The sequence below is a fragment of the Methyloceanibacter sp. genome, assembly GCF_058506495.1.
The window spans coordinates 132,755-153,650 of sequence record NZ_JBZMXT010000001.1; the positions used below are offsets into that span (position 1 = coordinate 132,755).

Genomic DNA, 20,896 nt, shown 5'->3' on the forward strand with positions numbered 1-20,896 from the left:
CAGGGAGGTTATCGTGGTCCAGCAAGCACTAAAACAAGACGGTGTTCCGGAAGAGGTCTTGCGTCTCGCAGAACAGCTTAGCGTGGCCTCGCCGCTCGCGGAGCGGCTAGCAGCTGCGAATGCTGACTATGGCGCATACTCTCTCGCGCAGCGCTTTGCTCCAGATACCATCCGCCGAAGAGCCAGCGCCGATCCGACCGTTTTGCCATCCGTCCCGCCTGCGTCGCGCCGATCAAACCGCGGATCGAGGGCCATTGCCCTCTCAATCGCCGCGGGCTTGGTGTCGGCGACCGCACTTGTTGCGGGCATGATGTGGCTGGGCGGTATCAGCGATCTCGACCTGGATCAGGTCTTCCAAGATTCCTTCATCGTCTGGCCGACAAGCCAACCGCCTCATGCCTCCGCGGCATTGGCGATAAACGTCCACCCGCCGCGTTCCGAGGCTCCGTATCCCAGGCTTGGCGAACCCGAAGCCCCTGCGACTGTTGAGCCAGAGGCGACCGCATTTTCAGATTCGAGCTTTGCCGTGCGTGCAGGGGAGATGGATCGGATCGAGGGTTTGATGGCCCATGGGCAAAAGATGATCGACGTAGGCTACTTCGCGGGCGCGAGGGCCTATTACCGGCGCGCCGCGGAGGTCGGCAGCGGGGAGGCCGCAATTGCCGTGGGCGCGACCTACGATCCCGAAATCATTGCGCGCATGGGAGTCCAAGGCATCAAGCCAGACCGGGCAGAAGCGGCTAAATGGTACGCCAGAGCCGCAGGTCTTGGCATTGCCGACCGTGAGATAACGCTCCGTAGACTGACGGAGAGTTGGGTCAACAACACGGAAGCCCTGGAGCGTGCAGGCATAATGGCCGAGGCAACACCCACAAGAAACGACGATGCGTCTGCGATCGAGCCTCAAACCGTGACGCCACCACCACCTGCTCGGAGCCAGCCAAAGACCCAGCGAGTTGCTAGCGGCCGCGCCTCGGCGGTGAGTTTAGCAGGACCGCAACTCCTGGCATCCGAACAGGATGCGAAACCTGGACCACTGACGATGTTCGTACGAGCAGCTGCGGGGCTATCGGCTCAGGAAAAGTGGATGGAGGTCGCAAGCCCGGTGAACATCCGGAAGGGACCGTCCTCGGACGCAGGGTCGAACAAGGTCTTGCTGAAAGGCACAAAGCTTCGCGTGGTCGGGCGCGAAGGCAATTGGGTACGCGTCCAAGACCCGAAAACCCAACAGCAAGGCTACATCTACGCCCGCTTCCTGAAGGAGACCAAAGCGCCTTAGCCGCTCTTCTCAGCCGGCGCCTTGTGGACTTGCCACGCAAGATAGGTGAGCGCTGCTCCCTCGCTGACTAGGAGTACCCCCAGCATAAAGCCCAGGACCCAGTCGGCCGACAATGGCATGTTGGCCCACAGGACAAACGCCAAGACGATGCCCACAAGGCCGCTTCCGAGGACCCAGCCCCAATTGGGGAACGGGCGGATCGTCAGTGCAAAGATCACCTTCGCGATCCCCTCTACCATGAAATAGACGATCAACAGCATCGTCATGACGAGAAGGCCGCCCTCTGGAGACCGGAGCAGCAGGACGCCAATCAGGATCGCGAGGACCGCCGAGATAAGCTGCAACCAAAAATGGGGAACGTTGCTCGCGCCGATCAGCCCAACGGCCTGCAAGACGCCGCTGATAATCAAGACCCAGCCCAGCAGAGACACAATCGCGACGGAGGCAATGATCGGCGAAAGGATCGCGAGCACCCCTGCAACAATGAGCAATATGCCCTGAATCAGGTACCACCAAGAATACCGCTTCACGGTCTCTCGCATTGCTTCGCGGAGCACGGCAGCCGCAGCATCTACTGGGATAGCCATAGGTTGTATCCTCCTATACGGTGCTGACCGAATCGTTCCGATTCTCTTTAGCAGCATACGCCAACCGAAGACCCGATGGAGCGTCAGACAGGCGAAGCACCCGCCCTTGCGTCGGCGATCCGAAAAGCGGCTATCCGTCTGATCCCGTTCTTGTGTCTTGCCTACACGGTCAATTTTCTCGATCGGGTCAATGTGGGCTTCGCGGCGTTGAGCATGAACGAGGATCTGAGATTCTCGCCCTCGGTGTACGGCTTTGGCGCGGGCGTTTTCTTTATCGGCTACATCCTGTTTGAGATCCCGAGCAATCTCGCTTTGCGGCGCTTCGGTGCGCGCATTTGGATTGCGCGTATCATGATTTCTTGGGGCATCGTGGCCTGCGCCATGGCGCTCGTTCACTCGGAGATGAGCTTCTATGTAACGCGTGCGCTCCTTGGGATTGCCGAGGCCGGGTTTTTTCCAGGGATCATTCTGTATCTGACGTTCTGGTTTCCTGCCGAGGTGCGTGCCCGCATCGTCGCCGTTTTTATGGCCTCGGTGCCGCTCGCAACTGTCATCGGTGGCCCCTTGTCAGGTGCATTGCTGGAGATGCACGGCATTCTTGGATTCAAGGGCTGGCAATGGCTCTTCGTCATCCAGGGACTGCCAGCCATCATCCTCGGCCTGCTTGCATTGAAGGTGCTCACGAACCGGCCGGAAGAAGCCACCTGGTTAACTAGCGAAGAGCGAACGGCATTGTCGGAGGCGATAGCACGGGAGTCCAAGCACACTGAGTCTGTCGGCTACGCAGACTTGCGCGCGGCGCTCACGCGGCCACGCGTCCTCGCACTCGGCTGTCTATACTTTCTAATGGTAATCGGCCTTTACGGGATCGGGTTTTGGATGCCGCAGGTGATTGGCGGCTTCGGATTGGGCTCGCTTGCCGTCGGCTTCCTGATTGCGATCCCCTATCTCTTCGCCGCCATCGCAATGGTGCTGTGGGGGCGTCATTCGGACCACAGAAGCGAACGACGCTGGCATATTGCCCTACCACTCTTTCTGGCAGCGGCCTCCTTTGCCTGGACCGCCTATTCGGGTCCGCTCATTCCGACAATGGTTGCGCTGACACTTGCGACGCTTGGGCTCTACGCAGCATTCGCTCCATTTTGGACGCTTCCGACCGCGCTCCTCACAGGCGCGGGCGCAGCCGCAGGCATTGCGCTCGTCAACTCCATGGGAAACGCCGCGGGCTTCGCTGGGCCTTATGTTGTGGGAATCTTGAAAGAAGCAACGGGAAGCTTCTCCGCCGCGATGCTCTTCATCGCAGCTGCGGCTGCTCTCGGCGGTCTTATGGCCCTGAGCTTTCGCGAACCGCGTTCCAGTACTCAAAGTCCTGCGTAGGCCAGAGCTGGTCTTGAGGCTATCGACGAAGCAAAAAGTGCTTAATCCGCAGTTGCCTCGCGCGTCATGGGACGGAACATCTCACCCGTTTCCAAGGTTTCGGCGTTGCAGACATACTGGAAGACCGTTTGATGCCGACGGTCGAAAATGTCGTCATATCCGACCTCTCCCCATACCAGGATCATGGCTTCGCCGTTCGTGACCCGATCCGCCAGCTTGGCTGTCGATTCGCATTGAGCAATCGCTATCGCGGTCGCGTCGCGGCCAAGGCGCGCTCGCGATGATGTGGCCGACGCATTGTCCGAGATGGACCGGGTGGGCAACGGCTCATCGTCGTCGGTATTGACGACCTCCATCTCCACCGAATCTTCAAATTTGAACGCGGGCGTTTGGCCAGAGTTGCGGAAGGCAATCTTGACTTTGACCACGCCGTCGGCCTCCGGGGTGTCGACAAATTCAAGGGACTCCACATCGACATAAGCCCGTAACTCGGCTTCGCGATACGCCGAGTTTGGCGATCGCGCGCGACACTCCCGGGCCGAGCTATTGGACGCGGCTCGGCGCGCGGCAAGCGCGGCCGCAATAACCGGCCACAGCATCAGCAGCAGCAGTGCAACACCCGCGAGGCCAATCAGCATGATCAAGCGTGACAGCCGCGCCGTGCTCTCGGAGGCATCTGCGACACGCGTCTGCTGACAGACCTCCGCTTGGTAGGGATGTTGGACGTTGTCGCATGGTCTTGAGATATCCCATGCACCAGACGGCTCTTCGGCCGTGCCCCCGGCTTCGGCGCCCTGTTCCGACGCGGACACGGAGTCGTCCGGCGCATCTTGCGCATGCGCTTCGCGTGGCCCGAGCCCAATCAGGAAGAGCGATACGAGCATCGCGCAGGCAATACAGACCCGAGAGCAGGCACTCTGAATTGAAGGTGTCATGACGATGTGCTGAGCAGTTTCCCCGATCGCGCCGATCCTAGGCGCCGAAACGCTGCTTGTCTCGTCTTTGAAGCCGCTTTCGGCAAACTTCTTTCCAAATTGTCTCAAATTGAAACGATTTGCTGCAGCTTGTGCCCCAGCGGCAGTCCTAGAGCGGCGCAGGAAAGGCGGAACAGGTCCGGGAGCCGCACATTCTAGGGTTTGGGCACAACTACGGCTTCCGGCAAGCGTTCAGGCTGGTTCCGCGCAGCGTGCGCGGCGCTTCAATCGTTACTCGCCCCAAAAAGCGTTCCTATGGAGTATGTGGCTCCCGCCGCAACCGAGCCAACCGCAAGCATCCGCCCGCCACCGCTATCGAATCGGGTTGCGTTCGGGCACCTGCATCGTACCCTCGCTAGATCAACGTTACGACACCCGTCTTAACGTCGAAGACACCGCCGGCGACCTTTAGCGTTCCCGCCAGCACGCCATCGCCTATCAGCTTGGAATCCTTCTTTATCCGTTTTACGCCGAGCCGAACATTTTCTTCGACCGCCGTGTTGAGCGGATCGCTGGAATGCTTACCGTGCGCCGCGATCACCGCCGGCTCCATCGCCTTCACAATCTCACCAAGATGTCCCGGCAACTGCTTGCGCTGGACGGTCGCGCTGAGGGCGGTCAAGACCGCGCTGCAGTCGGTGTGACCCAGCACGAAGATGAGCGGTATGCCGTGGTAGCTGACGGCGAACTCCAAACTCGCAAGCGTGTAGTTGCTGACGACATTGCCCGCGTTGCGTGAGACGAAGATATCTCCCGGCTTCTGGTCGAAAATGATCTCAGGAGGGACGGGGCTATCGGAGGAAGATAGAACCCCTGCAATCGGATATTGCTTATCCACTCGCGTAGCGTCACCGGCTGAAAAATCGCGCCCCTTTCCGCCATCGGAAACATAGCGCGCATTGCCGGTCTTCAAACGCTCAAGCGCTTCTGCAGGGGGAATCGCGTTAGGCGGCGGAGCCTCGTCCTGCGCCCACGCCGCTAAATGCGGCAATGCCCCGACCGCGAGAAATGAGCCTGCACCGGCGAGAAGCGCGCGGCGAGAGAGTTTTAAGCGGTCATGGCGATTGTGCATGCGTCCCTCTGATCTTGTGACTGTTGTTGAGTGCTAACCGTCACGCGCCAACATGGCTCGGTCAAGCTCTCAACTCACATTTCAGCCGCAAGTCAGTCTGCCGATTTATCGCGTGATGCGGATCGTGGTGTTGCTCTTCCCGTGCCTCTGTACGAGCGCGTAAAGCCGCGCGGCGTTCGATGGGTGCAGCCGCACACAGCCATGGGATGCGGGACGCCCCAGATGCTTCGTCTCATACGAGCCGTGAATCGCGTAACCGCCCTTGAAGAAAATGGAATGGGGCATCGGGGAGCCGTCGTAGATCGTTGATCGATGGAATTTGACGAGATTGTAAGGCTTATAGGTCCCAGTGGGCGTTCGATAGCCGGGCCGCGCAGTAGACACCTTCCACGTGTAAGTCGGCTTACCATTCACGGAGACGTACATGCGCTGGGTCGATAAGTCGATCGTTGCTACAACGCCAGCAAAGGCCACACTTGGCAGACATGCTGCGACGCCAAGTATGGCGATCAGGACCAAGAAACGTCGCATTTGTTGTGTCTCCTCCACAGTTCAACTTGCACTCAGGATCGGCAGCATGGAAGCATGGATGCCCCCCAACCTATGACACGGGTCAGTCTAGGGCCATCGGCTGAACATCTCCTGAATGGCGCTGGAGCGTGCGACTGATCCGAATGTCCAAAAGATTGACCCGCCTTAGGGGGCTCCAACTGTTGGTCGTGTTTGTGGTAGACTCTTAAGTTCGTCGTCAGCTAGCGGGGCACAGCATGTGGCTGAGGGACAATGCGTAGGCTCATCCTAAGCCTGCCTGTTTTGATCTTGATGGTTAGTGTTGCGGTGGCCGAAGTGGCCTCACCGCCCGGAGCTTTGCGCCCTCAGCATGTCGCCCCGCCGGACGCCAAGCCTCCCAAGCGGGATGCGGCCCTTACTCAGCCTCAGTCTCTCGACGTTAGCGCCGGCGATGAGGAGGGCGAGGGCGATGCGGCCCAGGCGGACATCCCTATGGAACTGCCTTTGCGCCGGCCAGACCCACCCAAGAACATCCCCGCCGCGAAGCTAGCGCCTGCTAATGACCTTTTTGGATCCGTGGTAGGGCCTGCGCCGCTCGCGGCCCGGGCGATCGGCGGCTACACCAAAGGGTGCCTTTCCGGTGGGGTCGCGCTGCCGATCAACGGACCAGACTGGCAGGTGATGCGCGTGTCGCGGAATCGGAACTGGGGCGCCCCGCAGTTGATTGACTATATGGAGCGGCTCGCGAGCGACGCGCATGCCTTGGATGGCTGGCCGGGACTTCTGGTGGGCGATCTTTCGCAGCCTCGCGGCGGCCCGATGCTCACCGGCCACACCAGCCATCAGATCGGACTTGATGCAGACATCTGGCTGACGCCGATGCCCGACCGCGTTCTCACCGAGGAAGAGCGCGAGGAAATGACGGCTGTTTCCATGCTGAAGGATCCCTTCACCGTCGACACTGAGGTCTTTACCGACCTGCAGGTGAAGCTGATACGACGCGCAGCATCGTACCGTCAGGTTGGCCGGATCTTCGTGCATCCCGCCATCAAGAAAGCCCTGTGCGAGCGCGCGGATGTCGCTGGGAAGAACAAGGCTTGGCTGGCAAAGGTCCGCCCGTGGTGGAATCACCATTACCACTTCCACGTACGCTTGAACTGCCCGAGTGGCATGACAGGCTGTGACAGCCAGGCACCAGTTTCGGACGACATCGGTTGCGATGCCAAGGCATTTAAGTATTGGGATAAGAAGCTGAAGATCTCTGCGAAATGGGCGACGGACAACGGCTTCAGCCCGCTCGATCCAATTCGGCGGCGACCGAGCGTTTCGGATCGGAAGCAACGCGGTAAGCTCAAGGACCTCCCGAAAGCCTGCAAGAGCGTCCTGACGGCTGGCGGTCTTGAGCCACTCAAAGTGGGCGTGGCGCTGCCGGAGGTCGCCGTCAAAGCTGCGACCAGCAAGGATGCAGGCCCGGGCGTTCCCGTGCTCACCAAAGAGGAACTCGCAGTGGCGTTGGGCAAGAAGAAAAAGAAAGTCTCGATGCAGGTCCCCGAACGCAACCCGATTCGATAGCGGGAACGCCCGGCGTCGGCCTCACTTTACGCATGCGGCAGCTTTAGGGCACACTCGCGCCATGTTGCAGCGGCGCTCAAATCCATTCGAAGGGCAGAGAAACGTTTTCGGCGAACCGCTCAAGCCGTGCTCGGACCGCCCGCTGACAGGATTCTACCGAACCGGCTGCTGTCACACGGGCCCGGAAGACGCAGGCTTGCACACCGTCTGCGTCGAAGTAACGGATGCATTCCTGACATTCTCCAAGGCGCGCGGGAACGACCTGACAACCCCGATGCCCAAGTTCGGCTTTCCTGGCCTTCAGGCCGGTGACCGTTGGTGTCTATGCGCGGCACGCTGGCTAGAAGCTTTCGAAGCCGGGACCGCGCCTCGTGTCATACTCCGTGCGACCCACGAGGCAACGCTCGAACTTGTGACCATCGAGGATCTCAAAAGCCACGCGATCGACATCGCATGAATACGTCGCTGGGGCGCTGCGTGGCCGTTGCAGAACCGTCTTGTTGCGCCCATCCGGAGGTGGCAGCATGCCTGTCGGGAATACGAACGGGCGGGGTGCGACAATGAGCGACAAAGCAGAAGAGAAAACGCCCAAACCCGAACGGCGTCGGCAGAAACGCCAGATTTATTTGAAGGGGCACAAGCGCAAGTTTCTGGTCGTGGTCGATGAGACACCGGAATGTGAGAGTGCGCTGGCCTTTGCTGCTAGCCGTGCCGCCCGGACGAAGGGTCAGCTCGCCCTGCTTTATGTGATTGAGCCCGAGGATGGCGCCATGCACTGGCTGGGCGTCGAAGAAATCGCGCGAGAGGAAGGGCTCAATAAAGCCAAGGCCGTATTTCGACTTTTCGGGCGTAAACTCAAGGCGTTAGGCTTTGAGGACCTGGCGCCTGAAGAAATCGTTCGCGAAGGCAACAAATCCGAGGAAATCACCAATCTCATCGAAGAGGACCCCGACATCGGCGTCCTCGTTCTAGGTGCATCCAAGGATCCGAGCGGGCCGGGGCCCTTAGTTTCAAGCCTCGCGGGCGGGCGCCTTGCGGGAGTCTTTCCCTCACCAATCACGGTTGTTCCTGGGCACCTTTCAACCGAGGAAATCCTGGCTCTAGCCTGACGAATGAGCGGCGCGGCGGCAATGACTTTCCCTGTGGGCACTGCCTTGACTTTGCGCCGGCAGGCCATCAAATATGGAATAGTTCTAATCAAGCAATCGGACTCATTTCGAAGAAGGGCCCGCCATGTTCATCCAGACCGAGGCAACGCCAAATCCGGCGACCTTGAAGTTCCTGCCAGGGCGAAACGTCCTCGGCGACCAGGGTGCCGTGGAATTTCGCGACGGCGAAGAGGGTGAGACCTCTCCTCTTGCTTCCCGAATCTTCGAAATCGACGGGGTCTCAAGCGTCTTTCTCGGGTCTGATTTCATCAGCGTGACTAAGAGCGATGGCGAATGGCCTCACCTCAAGCCCGCCATTCTCGGGGCGATCATGGAGCACTACCTCTCCGGTGAAGCCACAATGGGCGAGTCGGCGGAAGTCCCAGCTGGCGAAGAGGAGTTTTTCGAGCCCGAAGATGAGGACACCGTTAGTACGATCAAGGAACTGCTTGATACGCGGGTCCGGCCCGCCGTCGCGCAGGATGGTGGAGACATCACGTTTCAGGGCTATCGCGAAGGGGTAGTCTATTTGCACATGCGCGGCGCTTGTTCTGGTTGTCCAAGCTCCACAGCGACTCTGCGTCATGGCATCGAGAACCTGTTGAGGCACTTCATTCCCGAAGTGCAGGAAGTTCGCCCGATTTGACGGACAGGCTTTCAGACGACTCCCTCGCTCAGCTTTTCCACGACGCGCGGACTCAGAACGCATGGCAAGACCGCGACGTTCCTGATCACGTCCTGCATGAACTCGTCTCTCTCGTCTTGCTGGGACCCACGAGCGCGAACTGCAGCCCTGCGCGATTCGTATTCGTCAAGTCCCGCGAAGCGAAGGAGCGGCTGAAGCCGTTTCTATCCGACGGCAACAAAGAAAAGACGATGCAGGCTCCGGTCTGCGTCGTCCTTGGCAACGACCTCGATTTCCACGAGCACCTGCCGACGCTGTTCCCGCATACGGACGCGAAGAGCTGGTTCACCGGCAAACCGGAAAAAATCGCTCAAACGGCATTTCGCAACGGCACACTGCAGGGCGGCTATCTCATTATGGCCGCGCGTTCGCTTGGCTTGGACTGCGGGCCGATGTCCGGCTTCGATCCGGCGGGCGTCGACGCTACTTTCTTCGCTAGCACAAACGTTCAATCGAATTTTCTCTGCAATATTGGCTATGGCGACAGCTCGGCCCTGTTCCCTCGGTCGCCGCGATTCGACTTCGACCAAGTCGCGCAGATCCTCTAAGACCACTCTATGAACATTCTTGCGCTCGATACGAGCATGGGCGTCTGCTCGGCTGCCGTGCTGCAAGTCCTGCCGTCCGCGCGGAAACAGGTCCTGCGCGAAGCCGAGATGACGCGCGGCCACGCGGAAGCCCTGATACCTATGGTCGAGGAGGTCCTTGCCGAGGCAAGGGTGCAACCGCATGATTTGAGCACGATTGCAGCCACGCAAGGACCAGGGAGTTTCACCGGCGTGCGTGTCGCAATCGCAGCGGCGCGTGGGCTCGCGCTGACCTGCGACGCCACGCTCTTTGGCACCGACAGCCTCACCGTGATGGCGCGGCGTGCTCTGGTCGAAGGGCTATCGCCGGACGGCCCATTTGCGATCGCTGTCGATGCACGGCGCGGCATGGTCTATTTCGGCCTGTTTAGCGCGGATGGATCTCGTCTGGAAGGCCCCCGCTTGTGCTCGCCCGGCGAAGCCGCAGCCGACCTGCCTTCAGACCTGATGCTCGCTATCGGCAGCGGCGCCAGGTTCCTCATTGAGGCGGCGGGCGGGCGCGACCGCATGTTGACAGCCACCATGTTTGACCTGCAACCAGGTGCGATGGCGCTCTCCGTACTTGCAGCCGAAAGCACCGAACGGCTCCCGATCCTGCGGCCACTCTACTTGAGACCTCCGGATGCAAAGCCGCAAAAGGCCGCCGTGGACCATCAGCCATGACTGGCGATGAGGCTCCTCAGACCAAGAGCCGAATTCGACAGGCGACAAGCTTCGATGCTTCGCTTCTAGCAGCCTTGCATAAGGCTTGCTTCGACAACGCCGAGGGGGAAGCGTGGAGCGACAGCGCGATGACACAGTTCATCGTTAGTCCTTCGACAGTCACCCTATTGGCAACGATAGGGCCCAACAGCGCGGAGCCTATCGGTTTTGTCATCGCGCGGAAGGCGGCTGACGAAGCGGAGCTACTCACAATCGGGGTTCTGGCCGACTACAGGAAAACCGGTTTCGGCGGCTCCCTACTTCGGCAGGCGATGTTGGACTTGAAGGCCGGCGGCGCAGGGACGCTCTACCTGGAGGTGGACGAGACCAATCACCCAGCTCTCGCGCTTTACAAAAGGCTCGGAGCAACGACCGTCGGGAACCGACCAGGCTACTACGAAAGCGGCAAAAATGCCGCTATTCTCAGCATCGATCTTCAGTCTTTTCCTTTGGAAGCCTCAACTCGATGATGAGCGACCACGTAAGAAAAACGGGCAGAGGCAGCACCAACGGTCGACTGAGCGCCAACGTAGTCGCGTCCAACGAACGCCATGCCCAAACAGACTAGGCGTGAGAGTAGACTGGAGCGCCTTTGCGCAGACCGAGGGATCCGGATGACCGGTCAACGGCGCATCATTGCGCGAATTCTGTCAGAGGCGGACGATCACCCCGACGTGGAGGAGGTGTTTCAGCGCGCGGCGGAGCGCGATCCGCGCATCTCGCTTTCCACCGTCTATCGAACCGTTCGGCTGCTGGAGGACGAGGGTATTGTCGAGCGTCACGACTTTGGGGATGGCAGAGCACGGTATGAGCCGATCGGTCACCAACACCATGACCACCTGATAGATGTGACGACGGGCACCGTCATCGAGTTCACCAATGAGGATATCGAGCGCCTGCAAGAACGCGTGGCGTCCGAGCTAGGCTTTCGCCTGATCGGTCATCGGCTTGAGCTCTTTGGGATGCCGCTGAAACGTCGCGGCGAGGCGGACGAGAAATAGACAGCCGCGCTCGCAGCGCGCAGTAAACAACCAGACTTAAGTGGGGTTTGTCACACGTCATGAGGACCGCGCCTGCTATTGATGTTTCGAGCCTTTCCCCTTTGCTCCTGGCTGCCGAGTTTGGCCTCGACTGATGCATAACGTGCGCGCTTTCCTCGTGCTGGCGACATTCTTCGCCTTCACCCTTCCCTTAATGCCCCTGCAGCACGTTTTGGTGCGATCAGGGTCGCGCTTTGCTCGTACTTTTCCGCATTGGTATCACCGCCAGGTCTGCCGGATCATTGGCGTGCGCATCAATGTGGACGGAGATATTGCGCAACGGAACGGCGTTCTCGTGGTTTCCAACCACGTTTCTTGGCTCGACATCACTGTCCTGTCCGCTGTGGCACCGGTCTCGTTCGTGGCAAAGAAAGAAGTGTCGACATGGCCATTCGTGAAATGGCTGGCAAAGCTGCAGCGCTCGGTCTTTGTGGATCGCGAGCGGCGCTCACAGACAAGCACGAAGGCGAACGAAATCCTCGACCGGCTTGAATCAGGCGACCACGTCGTTTTCTTTGCCGAAGGCACGTCTAGCGATGGAAACGGTGTTCTACCCTTCCGTTCCGCGCTTTTCGCTGCGGTGAAACCCTCGGGGGACGACACGGCACGAGCGGATGTAGCCGTTCAAACGTTGGCGCTCGCCTACACGAAGGTGCACGGCTTGCCCCTCGGGCGGCGTGGCAGGCCAAAAGTCGCCTGGTATGGCGACATGGAGATGGCAGGGCATGCTTGGCGGTTACTTGGGCTGGGGCCCCTCGAAGTTAATATAAGAATTGGACCGCCCGTACCGCTTGACGACTTCGCCGATCGCAAAGCGCTCGCGCGCTACACGGAAGACAAAATCCGTTACGAAGTCGTCCAGCTATTGCGCGGACGGCCCACTGAGTGAAGCCACGTTAGATTGCGCGGCGTAACCTGATCGTGTCCATGACCGATGCCGGCGCAAAGGTGCCATTCGGCATTTGCCGGATGAAGCCCGCTTTGACGACATTCGCGAGCGTCATTTGCACGGTGCGATCGGGATTTTCGCCTTCCGCGAAATAGCCTTCCCGTACAGCGACACCGCACATGTCATCCAGAGTCATAGTGCCGGCTTCACCGAGCTTCCGAATCAGGAAGTCCGCGAGCGGCTGCTTTTGAGACACAGAAGGGCCGCTCTCGGGCGCGTAGCGCTGTGGCTGCTCACTACGCTGCGGCAGATCCTGACGCGCCTCCCGCGCCCGCGTGTCGGGGCGGTACTGTGAGGTCTGGACTGGGCGACGCTCCGCTTCCGAGCGCTCTGTGGGTATCGGCCGGCGAGCGCGGACTTCGGACGTGGCCTGCTGTGGATGATCTACCTCCTCGCGAGCTACAGAGCGGGCCGCATAAGGGGGCTCTGAGTGTCGGCGCGCGGGCCGTTCGTCGGCCGCCGACGTGGCTTCCGGAGCTGGCTCCGGATCGGCGGGGAGAGGTGCACGATAGCCCTCGTCTTCGGCCACCCGCTGCGGCTGATCATCCTCATAATCTGGCTCATCAAAGTCTTCGAGTGCGACGGCCACTGTCTCCGGCTCCGGCAAGGACTGCGCTTGCCGACGCTCTTCTTCGAGATCCGGCGCGCTCATGATACGGCGGTATTCGCGCTCCATGAGCATGTTCACGGCTTCGAGCTCCGCCTGAAGATCGGCGATCTTCGACTCGTGCTCCCGCGTGAAGAGTTCCATTCTTTTCTCGAATTGCGCCTGTGCCGCACCGATTTGCTCCTCAAGGAAGCCGGCGCGGTCTTGAAGGTCCCCGCGAATATCACGCATCAACTACTCCCTGGAAAATTACTGTATGTTGTTACAACCGAACTGCGAGCAAGGAGTTTCGTCAGGCCGACCGTGACGGTGTGAAACACCGCCCGCCGAGCTGCACAGAACTCTGAACGCTACGCAAAACACTGAACTGCGGCACCGAACTCAGCCTCCGCATCGGTACCTGCGTCAATAATTGTAGCCCTAACCACCTGCAGAGTCTCGAACTTCCGCACGCCGGCGGCGTCGAACAACAACGTAACGTTTTATTAACGTTAATTTGGCCTTGTGAGAGCAACTCTTCACGACAAAACTAAGACGTCGGTTGCTCGTGCGCCCTGGGTCATGACGCCTGACAGTGTCAATAACTTGTCAAGTTGGGGACGAGTCGACCGTTCGAGGCAGCTTTTCTTTTCCGGCTTCGGAATCTGGCCCGGACATCTCTGGCAAGAACGCCGCGAGCAAACCGATTGCGGGAAGAAACGCGCACACGTTGTAGACGAAAGTGATGCTCGTCATGTCCGCCAAGCGCCCAAGAAGCGCCGCGCCGATGCCAGCGATACCAAAAGCCAGACCAAAAAATAGCCCGGCGACCATGCCCACGCGGCCCGGCAAGAGGCTTTGCGCGTAAACGATGATCGCAGGATGGGCCGAGGCGAGTATCACGCCGATTATCACACTCAATACGGCGGTTGCGAACAATCCCACATGAGGCAATGCCAGGGTGAAGGGCAGAACGCCTAGAATAGACCACCAGATGACCCGACGCCGTCCGATCCGGTCGCCGATGGGGCCACCAATGACCGTCCCCGCCGCAACCGCTCCCAAGAACAGAAATAGGTAGAGCTGTGCCGACTGCACGCTGAGGTCGAAGGTATGCATCAGATAGAAGATGTAGAAGCTTGCAATTGACGCCAGATAGAAGTGCTTCGAGAAGGTGAGGGTCACCAAGATCAGGATCGCCTTGGCGACTTTGCGCCGGCCGAGTGCGGCGATCGCTTCGCGCTCCTCTGGATGAGCAACCGGCTGCAGTTTCAGCGCTTTTCCATACCACCCGCCGACGCCGGCCAGAATTACCATGCCCAGAAGGGCTACGAGCGAGAACCACGCAATGGAACCTTGTCCATAGGGAAGAACAATAAAGGCCGCCAGCAACGGTCCGAGCGCCGTGCCAAAATTACCTCCGACTTGGAACACTGCTTGCGCCGTGCCGTGCTTGCCACCCGAGGCGAGCCTCGCGACCCGCGAAGACTCGGGGTGGAACACCGACGACCCCATGCCGATAAGTGCGGCGGCGATGAGTACGGAAGAGTAGGTCGTCGCATACGCGATCAGCAGCAGCCCGGCGAGGGATGAGCCCATACCAGCGACGAGCGAGTAGGGCGTGGGGTACCGGTCCGTTATGTAGCCTACGAAGGGCTGGAGCACGGACGCCGTAGCCTGAAAAACGAACGTAATGAAGCCGATCTGCGCGAAGTCGAGTGCCAGTGACGTCTTCAACATCGGATAGATCGCGAGGATCAAGGATTGGATGATGTCGTTCAGCATGTGGCACATGCTGATCGCCGCAAGCACAGTCACGGCCATTTTCTGCGCCGGCCCATTCGAAGCAGGCAGCGGCGCGCTTATTGTTTTGGGTGACATCGAATTCGATCCCCTTCAAAACCGGCAGCAGGAGTGGGGCAAATCACACCCCAAGGGCAAGAAAAGTTTCGCAAACTGGAGGAAGCGCGCGGAGGGTAAACTTGCCCCGATGCTCGCAAACCCAGCGCAGACACGGCTTCATGCGGTAGCGGATGCTACGCACATTGCTAGACGCGCCCGAAGCTAGGCCACCCACTTACAGATTTCGGTGAAGTCCGGATAGAAGCGTTTGGCCATGCGGCCAACGTATTCCTTGATGTTCTTGTGACGCGCGACGGCCGTCCGAAGCGGCGTCTCAAAAGTGGGGCATAGCGCGCCAGCCAGAAAAGCGAATGCCGTGGCATCAAGGCCGCTTGGCTCATAGCGCATCATATACGTCTTGTGCCCCAGGAAATCCGCCGCTGCATTCAGTGAGTGCGTCCCCAGCGCGACGATCTCCGAGCCAGAATGCCGGCCCATACCATGGCCTTTGATTTGCGCCGTGAGCTGGCGGCGCACCATGCGCGGCACGATCAGGCGCATGGGCATTGGCAGTCTCTCGAAATAAACACGAGGGCCGCGGTTGTAGTTGTCCTCATCCACCCAACGCGCATACAGAAACGTCCAATAGATGTGGTCTTCGAACATTCGCTCGAAGGCCCAAGCTGTCGCGCGCTCTCTCGCATCCAACCCCTTATCGAAGTCGACTCCGTATTTCCGTTCGATATGTTGTCGTATAAACGTGGAATCGGCGATGATCTCGCCATCGTCATCGATGTAAGGGAGCTTGCCCTTGGGCGCGTTGTTAAAGCCGTTCGTGTCCGTTCGATAGTTGAGACCTGCGAGCTTAAGCAGCATCTCTGCCTTCGTGACGAACGGACTCATATCCGGCAAGCCGAAGGCTGCGCCAAATGTGTACAGCGTAATCATGGAAATCGCTCCCTCTCTCGCACCATTCTTACGGCAGTCCTTGACGGACTTGTGTCAGAATCGCGGTGTCGCGCTGAGTTCCCTTCTCAATGCCGCCTGGCCATAGAGGTGAACCATGCTTCACGACGCAGGCACACGGCAGCAATCTCTTTCGAATCTGCCGGATGATTGGCGCAAGCACACGCTCATGCAGCTTCGCGCGCTCATTCTTCGACAGGGCCCCGACCTCGAAGAGAGCGTAGACTACAAGATGCTGGGCTATGGCGGCCAAGATCGCTTCGTCTTTCATCTGAATGCGCAAAAGGGTTATGTCAGCCTCTATGTGCGCGACATTCGCAAGATCGACTTGAACGAGATCGATTTTGAGAACGCGGAGTTCAAGGCGAACTCGGTTTGCCGGACAGCGAACTCCCGGGCCTATGAGTTTTGATACGAATGTCCGCCTGGGGCATGAGGCGGCATTGAGCCAATCGGCTCGGAACGACGTACTCTTCGTGAGAAATGTCGCGACGCGCCTTGAATGCACCCTGATAACAACCTGAAGGAACCTGTTCCGTGGATAATGCTGCCAATCTCCGTACCGAGATGAAGGAGCTCGTCGGCGCGCAACGCACGCTGCACCTGGCCACCCGCGCGCCGTCCGGCGAGCCGGAGGCGAGCTACGCCCCTTTTGTGGTCGACGAGGCGGGACGCTTCTACGTTTTCACGAGCAGGCTCTCGCGACACACGCGTAATCTGCTGGAGCAGCCGGGTGTCAGCATTCTGTTGATCGAACCTGAAGCCGACGCGCAGCAGATATTCGCACGCAAGCGGCTGAGCTATCACTGTGTTGCGGAAGTGATCGCACGCGACGATCCCGAATGGACGGCACGACTGAATGAGTTCGAGGCGCGCTTTGGTGCTATCATAGATATGCTGCGCAGTCTGGACGACTTCGTGTTGTTCCGGCTGGTGCCGGAGTACGGCAGCTTCGTGAAGGGCTTTGGACAGGCCTACACGATTGAATCAGACATGATTGAGCATGTATCGCCCGAGCGCATCAAGCGCGGCGACACAATCGATTGATGCCTTGCTCAGTAGTCTGCGCACCATTCCCCAATCGCACGCCGTGATGCCATGCCGAAGATGCGACGAAAGAGAGATCTGCCAACGAAGGTCTGCCCATCATGCGGCCGGGACTTCTCGTGGCGCCGAAAGTGGGCCCGCAATTGGGATAGCGTGCGCTATTGCTCAAGGCGTTGCCGCGGCACTACCAAACAGCACACGCGCTAGAGCACCAACACCGCGACGCCGCGACAAGAGGTTCGCTAGGGCGCGAGCCAAACCTGAGATGAAACGCTGTCGTGCCAGTCGAAGCGTGCGCGCCGATGCCCCGCTGCCGATAGATATAACCACTCGAGCGTTTCGATCTTTGCCAGCACGGCGGCAAAATTGACGTAGGCGCCCTCCAGATTCTCGCTCTCGTCAAATGCGACGCTTTCGGGCGAGGCAACGACGGTCCCCGGCGCCTCGGCCTGGCTATAGCATTCCCGGCTCATCAATCTCGTGGCGCGCCACGCGTCACGGCTTATCTCGTCATCATGGTGGATTGTCGCGCGACACGACATGCGAAGCTGAATCTTTTCGTCTTTCGCATAAACATGAACGCCAAGAGCCTCGGTCGCAGCAATCTCGGCCGCCTTGCGCGACCTTGTGTCGGTATGGAAGCGAAGTGTCCGGGTGGCTTTGTCGAAGCCACGCAAGACCACCGACCGGATGCGCGGTGTTCTGTCGGCGCCGACGGTCGCAACATTGATGATATGGTAGGGGGACGCCGCCTTGCTCGACCCCTCGCTGAGGATGCGCCAGGCTTCCTCCAAGATGGCGTCCAAGCCGGTCGCTTCCAAGTCTTTGCCATGCGCCGTGGAAGATGTGCTGGCCATTCAGCCTCTGAACGATCTGGCTCCTAGGGGCGCTCGTGGCGGAGAGAGAGGGATTCGAACCCTCGAGACGGTTGCCCGCCTACACGCGTTCCAGGCGTGCGCCTTCGACCACTCGGCCATCTCTCCTTGGCTGCGCTTTTTTGCGAAGCGCCGCACTATAGCGAAGCGCGTTTCGGGTTCAAGCGAGCTTGCGACCCCGCCCGGATGGAAAAACACGGGGCCTTGTCCGGTCCATTTGAACCAACCATACGGATCGCGTATTTAGTCGGTGTAAGTTCGACGCTTTAGGAGCGATTGTCGCCCATGCGCTTTATCTTGCGAACACTTGGCATCTGGCTGCTGTTGCTGGCGATGGTCGCCGTCGTCGTCGATGCCACCAAAAGCCTTGGTGGCGGAGGGGCCTGGGCCGTGACGCCGCTCGGCGAGCAATGGCGTCAGCTGTTTCCGGAGATGCTCGAGGGATTCCGCCAATGGGTCATTGGCACGGTGGGCGAGTGGCTGTGGGACCCGATCCTGCTGTCGATCCTGGCCGCGCCGACCTGGGTCGTCTTCGGCATTCTCGGCGTCTTCCTCTATTGGCTGGGCCAAAAGCGCAAAGACGTCGAAGTCTTCATCAACTAACGCGGATGTGATGGCTCGCACGCCCCTTTGACGAAGCCTCCGCGCTGAAATGTGGCAGGAAAAACCCCATGTTTGGGTTCATGCGAAAGTCTCTCACAATCCCATCCGCCAGCGAGGCCATGGCTGGCCGCGATGCCCCTATTCCAACTGCGCAAACGCATTTCGTGAACGGGGCCCCGTTGAAGGGACCCTATCCGGAAGGCGCACAAATGGCCGTGTTCGGCCTAGGCTGCTTCTGGGGCGCGGAGCGGAAATTCTGGCAACTGCCGGGCGTGCTCGTCACGGCCGTTGGGTATGCGGGCGGCCCTACGCCTAACCCGACATATGAGGAAGTCTGCACTGGCCGTACTGGACATACGGAGGCTGTGCTCGTCGTCTTCGACCCGAAGCAGATTAGCTACGACGAATTGCTCAAGACATTCTGGGAGAGCCACGACCCAACGCAGGGCATGCGCCAGGGCAACGATGTGGGCACCCAGTACCGCTCGGCGATCTACGCGTTCGCAGACGAACAAGCGAAGGCGGCTGAAACCTCGAAGGCGATGTATGAGGCGGCACTCAAGGCGAATGGCAGAGGCGCTATAACCACGGAGATCGCGCCGGCAACGCCCTTCTATTTCGCCGAAGACTATCACCAGCAATATCTTGCCAAGAACCCGAACGGTTACTGTGGGCTCGGCGGCACCGGCGTTGCCTGCCCGATAGGAACGGGCGTCGAAGCTTAGCTCCGAATAAACCCGATGATGTCCTTGGTCTTGGCCAGGATGGGATCGGCGACATCGTGCGCGCGGCTGGCGCCATCTGCGAGAATCCGGTCGATCTCGACGGGATCGGCAAGCAGCCGGCGCATCGCATCGCCGATGGGCGTGAGTTTGTCCGTGGCCAATTCCACAAGCGCCTTTTTGAACGTCGAGAATTCGCTATTGCCGTAGTCAGCGAGAACCGCATCTTTGGTGGTGCCGGCAAGCGCCGCGAAGATTCCGACAAGATTGTCGGCTTCCGGGCGATCTTTCAGGCCATCGACGCTGCTCGGTAACGGCTCCGGATCGGTCTTTGCCTTTCTAATTTTCTTTGCGATGGTGTCCTCATCGTCAGTCATGTTGATGCGGCTCAGATCCGATGGATCGGACTTCGACATCTTTTTGGTGCCATCGCGAAAGCTCATGACGCGCGTTGCGGCCCCCGCGATCACGGGCTCGGGCAACGGGAAAAATCCATCTGCGTATCCGGCCCGTGCGCATGTCTCGGCGAAATCGTTGTTGAACTTCTGAGCAATGTCGCGGGCAAGTTCGATGTGCTGTTTTTGGTCCTCACCGACCGGCACGTGGGTTGCGTGATAGAGCAGCACATCGGCCGCCATCAGGTTCGGATAGATGTAAAGGCCAGCGGAGGCCTTTTCGCGGTCTTTGCCGGCTTTCTCCTTGAACTGGGTCATCCGGTTGAGCCAGCCGATCCGCGCGACGCAGTTTAGGATCCAGGCGAGTTCCGCATGGCCTGAGACCTGGCTCTGGTTGAAGATCGTGCTTTGCTTCGGATCGATCCCGGCAGCGATATAGGCCGCGGTGACCTCGCGCGTATTGTGGGTCAATTCATCGGGGTCCTGGAAGACCGTGATGGCGTGCAGGTCCACGACGCAATAGAGGCACTCGTGCTCCTTCTGCATCTCCACGAAGCGCTTGATTGCCCCGAGATAGTTGCCGAGATGGAGATTGCCTGTCGGCTGCACGCCGGAAAAAATGCGTGTCTTCTGTCCTGGTGTGTCTTGCATATTCTCGCCCTAAACCACGCGGGGTTATGGCGTGGGGCAGGCGCGCGCGCAAGACCAGGCGAAAGACTGTTTATCCGATGGACTCTTCCAAGGCCCGGATCTGGTCGGCGATGACCACGAGCCGCTGGGCCATGGTGAAATGCAGCCGCTCGACCATCTGCCCATCGACGACGATCACGCCCTTCTTCTCGTTCTCGGGCTGGCCGAAGGCATCGATTACCTTGCGGGACCATTCGACCTCGTCGTCGGTGGGCGAGAAGATCTCGTTGCATGGGCCCACCTGGCTCGGATGGATGAGCGTTTTTCCGTCCATGCCGAGGATCCGGCTCTTCTCGCACTCGTCCCGGAAGCCCTCAGTATCTCGGAACTCGTTGTAGACCCCATCGATAATGTCGAGCTTGTACGCGCGGGCGGCCACGAGTGTGTTCGCAAGCCACGGCACGACCGCGAAGCGGTCATGGACGCCCCGGGCCCGGGATTCCTTGATTAGGTCGTTGGTCCCCATGACGAGACAATCGAGCCGGTTGTCGTCATAGACTGCGCGGGCGGCGATAGTGCGGGCATTGAGGATTGCCATGGGCGTCTCAATCATGGCCCAAAGCCGCACCTTTGGGGGCGCATGAACGCTTTGGAGTAGCTTGGCAGCGGAGATGATGTCGCCGGAGTGAATGACCTTGGGAATGAGAATGGCGTCGGGGCCGGCTTCACAGGCAGCGAGAATATCGGC

The 20,896-nt window shown here is 59.6% G+C and carries 27 protein-coding genes and 1 tRNA gene; 17 read left to right on the top strand and 11 right to left on the bottom strand.

Annotation, left to right across the window (positions count from 1 at the left end; genetic code table 11):
* Window positions 1-13 precede the first annotated feature (13 nt).
* Window positions 14-1,279 carry an SH3 domain-containing protein gene (locus AC33YF_RS00605; RefSeq protein WP_491775245.1) on the top strand — a complete coding sequence of 422 codons (1,266 nt, stop codon included), beginning with the start codon at window positions 14-16 and terminating at the stop codon, window positions 1,277-1,279.
* Here AC33YF_RS00605 and AC33YF_RS00610 read toward each other — a convergent pair.
* Window positions 1,276-1,866, bottom strand: coding sequence for an HdeD family acid-resistance protein (locus AC33YF_RS00610; protein WP_491775246.1), 591 nt, complete (start codon window positions 1,864-1,866; stop codon window positions 1,276-1,278). The two genes, AC33YF_RS00605 and AC33YF_RS00610, sit on opposite strands and share 4 nt — an antisense overlap.
* A gap of 75 nt (window positions 1,867-1,941) precedes the next feature.
* Between AC33YF_RS00610 and AC33YF_RS00615 the strand changes: the two genes are divergently transcribed.
* Window positions 1,942-3,243: an MFS transporter gene (locus tag AC33YF_RS00615; RefSeq protein ID WP_491775247.1), complete on the top strand. Its 1,302-nt coding sequence runs from the start codon at window positions 1,942-1,944 to the stop codon at window positions 3,241-3,243.
* 41 nt (window positions 3,244-3,284) lie between these two features.
* On the opposite strand, the gene AC33YF_RS00620 is transcribed toward AC33YF_RS00615, so the two are convergent.
* The 3 genes from AC33YF_RS00620 to AC33YF_RS00630 all read right to left on the bottom strand — a co-directional run bounded on the left by AC33YF_RS00620 (window position 3,285) and on the right by AC33YF_RS00630 (window position 5,820).
* Window positions 3,285-4,286, bottom strand: coding sequence for a hypothetical protein (locus AC33YF_RS00620; RefSeq protein WP_491775248.1), 1,002 nt, complete (start codon window positions 4,284-4,286; stop codon window positions 3,285-3,287).
* Window positions 4,287-4,572: 286 nt separating this feature from the next.
* On the bottom strand, window positions 4,573-5,289 hold the full coding sequence (locus AC33YF_RS00625; RefSeq protein ID WP_491775249.1) for a carbonic anhydrase: 717 nt from the start codon (window positions 5,287-5,289) through the stop codon (window positions 4,573-4,575).
* 105 nt (window positions 5,290-5,394) lie between these two features.
* On the bottom strand, window positions 5,395-5,820 hold the full coding sequence (locus AC33YF_RS00630) for a L,D-transpeptidase (protein ID WP_491775250.1): 426 nt from the start codon (window positions 5,818-5,820) through the stop codon (window positions 5,395-5,397).
* 252 nt (window positions 5,821-6,072) lie between these two features.
* Here AC33YF_RS00630 and mepA point away from each other — a divergent pair, with 252 nt between their 5' ends.
* The 9 genes from mepA (at window position 6,073) to olsA (ending at window position 12,422) form a co-directional block, all read left to right on the top strand.
* Entirely contained in the window at window positions 6,073-7,371 is a 1,299-nt protein-coding gene (mepA, locus tag AC33YF_RS00635; RefSeq protein WP_491775251.1) for a penicillin-insensitive murein endopeptidase, read from the top strand.
* 61 nt (window positions 7,372-7,432) lie between these two features.
* Window positions 7,433-7,828, top strand: coding sequence for a DUF2237 family protein (locus AC33YF_RS00640; RefSeq protein ID WP_491775252.1), 396 nt, complete (start codon window positions 7,433-7,435; stop codon window positions 7,826-7,828).
* A 103-nt stretch (window positions 7,829-7,931) separates the two neighbouring features.
* On the top strand, window positions 7,932-8,480 hold the full coding sequence (locus AC33YF_RS00645) for a universal stress protein (protein WP_491775253.1): 549 nt from the start codon (window positions 7,932-7,934) through the stop codon (window positions 8,478-8,480).
* A 124-nt stretch (window positions 8,481-8,604) separates the two neighbouring features.
* A complete protein-coding gene (locus tag AC33YF_RS00650; protein ID WP_491775254.1) occupies window positions 8,605-9,165 on the top strand; it encodes a NifU family protein in 561 nt (186 codons plus the stop codon).
* Window positions 9,162-9,752, top strand: a complete 591-nt coding sequence (locus tag AC33YF_RS00655) for a malonic semialdehyde reductase (protein ID WP_491775255.1) — start codon at window positions 9,162-9,164, stop codon at window positions 9,750-9,752. Before AC33YF_RS00650 ends, AC33YF_RS00655 begins: the two co-directional genes overlap by 4 nt.
* A 9-nt stretch (window positions 9,753-9,761) precedes the next feature.
* Window positions 9,762-10,454, top strand: coding sequence for a tRNA (adenosine(37)-N6)-threonylcarbamoyltransferase complex dimerization subunit type 1 TsaB (gene tsaB, locus AC33YF_RS00660; protein ID WP_491775256.1), 693 nt, complete (start codon window positions 9,762-9,764; stop codon window positions 10,452-10,454).
* Window positions 10,451-10,963, top strand: a complete 513-nt coding sequence (locus AC33YF_RS00665) for a GNAT family N-acetyltransferase (RefSeq protein ID WP_491775257.1) — start codon at window positions 10,451-10,453, stop codon at window positions 10,961-10,963. The genes tsaB and AC33YF_RS00665 overlap by 4 nt, the downstream gene beginning before the upstream one ends.
* Window positions 10,964-11,044: 81 nt before the next feature.
* The gene (locus AC33YF_RS00670) at window positions 11,045-11,494 is read left to right on the top strand and encodes a Fur family transcriptional regulator (RefSeq protein WP_491775258.1); all 450 of its coding nucleotides are present in this window, start codon (window positions 11,045-11,047) and stop codon (window positions 11,492-11,494) included.
* Between the two features lie 133 nt (window positions 11,495-11,627).
* The gene (gene olsA, locus AC33YF_RS00675; RefSeq protein WP_491775259.1) at window positions 11,628-12,422 is read left to right on the top strand and encodes a lyso-ornithine lipid O-acyltransferase; all 795 of its coding nucleotides are present in this window, start codon (window positions 11,628-11,630) and stop codon (window positions 12,420-12,422) included.
* 7 nt (window positions 12,423-12,429) lie between these two features.
* On the opposite strand, the gene AC33YF_RS00680 is transcribed toward olsA, so the two are convergent.
* Window positions 12,430-13,320 (bottom strand): hypothetical protein, encoded by an 891-nt coding sequence (locus AC33YF_RS00680; RefSeq protein ID WP_491775260.1) that lies wholly within the window; start codon window positions 13,318-13,320, stop codon window positions 12,430-12,432.
* Window positions 13,321-13,677: 357 nt separating this feature from the next.
* Window positions 13,678-14,892, bottom strand: a complete 1,215-nt coding sequence (locus AC33YF_RS00685) for an MFS transporter (RefSeq protein ID WP_491775275.1) — start codon at window positions 14,890-14,892, stop codon at window positions 13,678-13,680.
* Here AC33YF_RS00685 and AC33YF_RS00690 point away from each other — a divergent pair.
* Window positions 14,840-15,136, top strand: coding sequence for a hypothetical protein (locus AC33YF_RS00690; protein WP_491775276.1), 297 nt, complete (start codon window positions 14,840-14,842; stop codon window positions 15,134-15,136). The genes AC33YF_RS00685 and AC33YF_RS00690 overlap by 53 nt on opposite strands.
* Here AC33YF_RS00690 and AC33YF_RS00695 read toward each other — a convergent pair.
* On the bottom strand, window positions 15,133-15,858 hold the full coding sequence (locus AC33YF_RS00695) for a glutathione S-transferase family protein (protein ID WP_491775261.1): 726 nt from the start codon (window positions 15,856-15,858) through the stop codon (window positions 15,133-15,135). The genes AC33YF_RS00690 and AC33YF_RS00695 overlap by 4 nt on opposite strands.
* A 115-nt stretch (window positions 15,859-15,973) precedes the next feature.
* Here AC33YF_RS00695 and AC33YF_RS00700 point away from each other — a divergent pair, with 115 nt between their 5' ends.
* From AC33YF_RS00700 to AC33YF_RS00710, 3 genes are all read left to right on the top strand, one after another.
* Window positions 15,974-16,288, top strand: coding sequence for a DUF1801 domain-containing protein (locus AC33YF_RS00700; protein WP_491775262.1), 315 nt, complete (start codon window positions 15,974-15,976; stop codon window positions 16,286-16,288).
* Between the two features lie 155 nt (window positions 16,289-16,443).
* Window positions 16,444-16,923: a HugZ family pyridoxamine 5'-phosphate oxidase gene (locus tag AC33YF_RS00705; protein ID WP_491775263.1), complete on the top strand. Its 480-nt coding sequence runs from the start codon at window positions 16,444-16,446 to the stop codon at window positions 16,921-16,923.
* A 60-nt stretch (window positions 16,924-16,983) separates the two neighbouring features.
* Window positions 16,984-17,130, top strand: coding sequence for a DUF2256 domain-containing protein (locus tag AC33YF_RS00710; protein WP_491775264.1), 147 nt, complete (start codon window positions 16,984-16,986; stop codon window positions 17,128-17,130).
* Window positions 17,131-17,165: 35 nt separating this feature from the next.
* Here the strand turns inward: AC33YF_RS00710 and AC33YF_RS00715 are convergent, their stop codons facing one another.
* Both AC33YF_RS00715 and AC33YF_RS00720 read right to left on the bottom strand, forming a co-directional pair.
* The gene (locus AC33YF_RS00715) at window positions 17,166-17,780 is read right to left on the bottom strand and encodes a pyridoxamine 5'-phosphate oxidase family protein (RefSeq protein WP_491775265.1); all 615 of its coding nucleotides are present in this window, start codon (window positions 17,778-17,780) and stop codon (window positions 17,166-17,168) included.
* Between the two features lie 36 nt (window positions 17,781-17,816).
* A tRNA-Ser gene (locus tag AC33YF_RS00720) sits at window positions 17,817-17,906 on the bottom strand.
* Window positions 17,907-18,083: 177 nt separating this feature from the next.
* Between AC33YF_RS00720 and AC33YF_RS00725 the strand changes: the two genes are divergently transcribed.
* Together AC33YF_RS00725 and msrA are read left to right on the top strand one after the other, a co-directional pair.
* On the top strand, window positions 18,084-18,401 hold the full coding sequence (locus AC33YF_RS00725) for a hypothetical protein (protein WP_491775266.1): 318 nt from the start codon (window positions 18,084-18,086) through the stop codon (window positions 18,399-18,401).
* Between the two features lie 68 nt (window positions 18,402-18,469).
* Window positions 18,470-19,126, top strand: coding sequence for a peptide-methionine (S)-S-oxide reductase MsrA (msrA, locus tag AC33YF_RS00730; RefSeq protein ID WP_491775267.1), 657 nt, complete (start codon window positions 18,470-18,472; stop codon window positions 19,124-19,126).
* Here the strand turns inward: msrA and trpS are convergent.
* Both trpS and AC33YF_RS00740 read right to left on the bottom strand, forming a co-directional pair.
* Window positions 19,123-20,169 (bottom strand): tryptophan--tRNA ligase, encoded by a 1,047-nt coding sequence (gene trpS, locus AC33YF_RS00735; RefSeq protein WP_491775268.1) that lies wholly within the window; start codon window positions 20,167-20,169, stop codon window positions 19,123-19,125. The genes msrA and trpS overlap by 4 nt on opposite strands.
* Window positions 20,170-20,239: 70 nt before the next feature.
* Window positions 20,240-20,896 (bottom strand): HpcH/HpaI aldolase/citrate lyase family protein (locus AC33YF_RS00740; protein ID WP_491775269.1); only part of this gene is annotated, 657 nt, incomplete at its 5' end.

What these genes read in the sequence shown, in the direction of transcription:
- AC33YF_RS00680 (WP_491775260.1), bottom strand. Translation starts at nt 13,320, where the DNA reads ATGCGTGATATTCGCGGGGACCTTCAAGACCGCGCCGGCTTCCTTGAG.
- AC33YF_RS00630 (WP_491775250.1), bottom strand. Translation starts at nt 5,820, where the DNA reads ATGCGACGTTTCTTGGTCCTGATCGCCATACTTGGCGTCGCAGCATGT.
- AC33YF_RS00695 (WP_491775261.1), bottom strand. Translation starts at nt 15,858, where the DNA reads ATGATTACGCTGTACACATTTGGCGCAGCCTTCGGCTTGCCGGATATG.
- AC33YF_RS00665 (WP_491775257.1), top strand. Translation starts at nt 10,451, where the DNA reads ATGACTGGCGATGAGGCTCCTCAGACCAAGAGCCGAATTCGACAGGCG.
- trpS (WP_491775268.1), bottom strand. Translation starts at nt 20,169, where the DNA reads ATGCAAGACACACCAGGACAGAAGACACGCATTTTTTCCGGCGTGCAG.
- msrA (WP_491775267.1), top strand. Translation starts at nt 18,470, where the DNA reads ATGTTTGGGTTCATGCGAAAGTCTCTCACAATCCCATCCGCCAGCGAG.
- AC33YF_RS00650 (WP_491775254.1), top strand. Translation starts at nt 8,605, where the DNA reads ATGTTCATCCAGACCGAGGCAACGCCAAATCCGGCGACCTTGAAGTTC.
- AC33YF_RS00700 (WP_491775262.1), top strand. Translation starts at nt 15,974, where the DNA reads ATGCTTCACGACGCAGGCACACGGCAGCAATCTCTTTCGAATCTGCCG.
- AC33YF_RS00690 (WP_491775276.1), top strand. Translation starts at nt 14,840, where the DNA reads ATGTCGTTCAGCATGTGGCACATGCTGATCGCCGCAAGCACAGTCACG.
- AC33YF_RS00615 (WP_491775247.1), top strand. Translation starts at nt 1,942, where the DNA reads ATGGAGCGTCAGACAGGCGAAGCACCCGCCCTTGCGTCGGCGATCCGA.
- AC33YF_RS00715 (WP_491775265.1), bottom strand. Translation starts at nt 17,780, where the DNA reads ATGGCCAGCACATCTTCCACGGCGCATGGCAAAGACTTGGAAGCGACC.
- AC33YF_RS00725 (WP_491775266.1), top strand. Translation starts at nt 18,084, where the DNA reads ATGCGCTTTATCTTGCGAACACTTGGCATCTGGCTGCTGTTGCTGGCG.
- AC33YF_RS00610 (WP_491775246.1), bottom strand. Translation starts at nt 1,866, where the DNA reads ATGGCTATCCCAGTAGATGCTGCGGCTGCCGTGCTCCGCGAAGCAATG.
- AC33YF_RS00645 (WP_491775253.1), top strand. Translation starts at nt 7,932, where the DNA reads ATGAGCGACAAAGCAGAAGAGAAAACGCCCAAACCCGAACGGCGTCGG.
- AC33YF_RS00670 (WP_491775258.1), top strand. Translation starts at nt 11,045, where the DNA reads ATGCCCAAACAGACTAGGCGTGAGAGTAGACTGGAGCGCCTTTGCGCA.
- olsA (WP_491775259.1), top strand. Translation starts at nt 11,628, where the DNA reads ATGCATAACGTGCGCGCTTTCCTCGTGCTGGCGACATTCTTCGCCTTC.
- mepA (WP_491775251.1), top strand. Translation starts at nt 6,073, where the DNA reads ATGCGTAGGCTCATCCTAAGCCTGCCTGTTTTGATCTTGATGGTTAGT.
- AC33YF_RS00710 (WP_491775264.1), top strand. Translation starts at nt 16,984, where the DNA reads ATGCGACGAAAGAGAGATCTGCCAACGAAGGTCTGCCCATCATGCGGC.
- AC33YF_RS00640 (WP_491775252.1), top strand. Translation starts at nt 7,433, where the DNA reads ATGTTGCAGCGGCGCTCAAATCCATTCGAAGGGCAGAGAAACGTTTTC.
- AC33YF_RS00705 (WP_491775263.1), top strand. Translation starts at nt 16,444, where the DNA reads ATGAAGGAGCTCGTCGGCGCGCAACGCACGCTGCACCTGGCCACCCGC.
- tsaB (WP_491775256.1), top strand. Translation starts at nt 9,762, where the DNA reads ATGAACATTCTTGCGCTCGATACGAGCATGGGCGTCTGCTCGGCTGCC.
- AC33YF_RS00625 (WP_491775249.1), bottom strand. Translation starts at nt 5,289, where the DNA reads ATGCACAATCGCCATGACCGCTTAAAACTCTCTCGCCGCGCGCTTCTC.
- AC33YF_RS00685 (WP_491775275.1), bottom strand. Translation starts at nt 14,892, where the DNA reads ATGGCCGTGACTGTGCTTGCGGCGATCAGCATGTGCCACATGCTGAAC.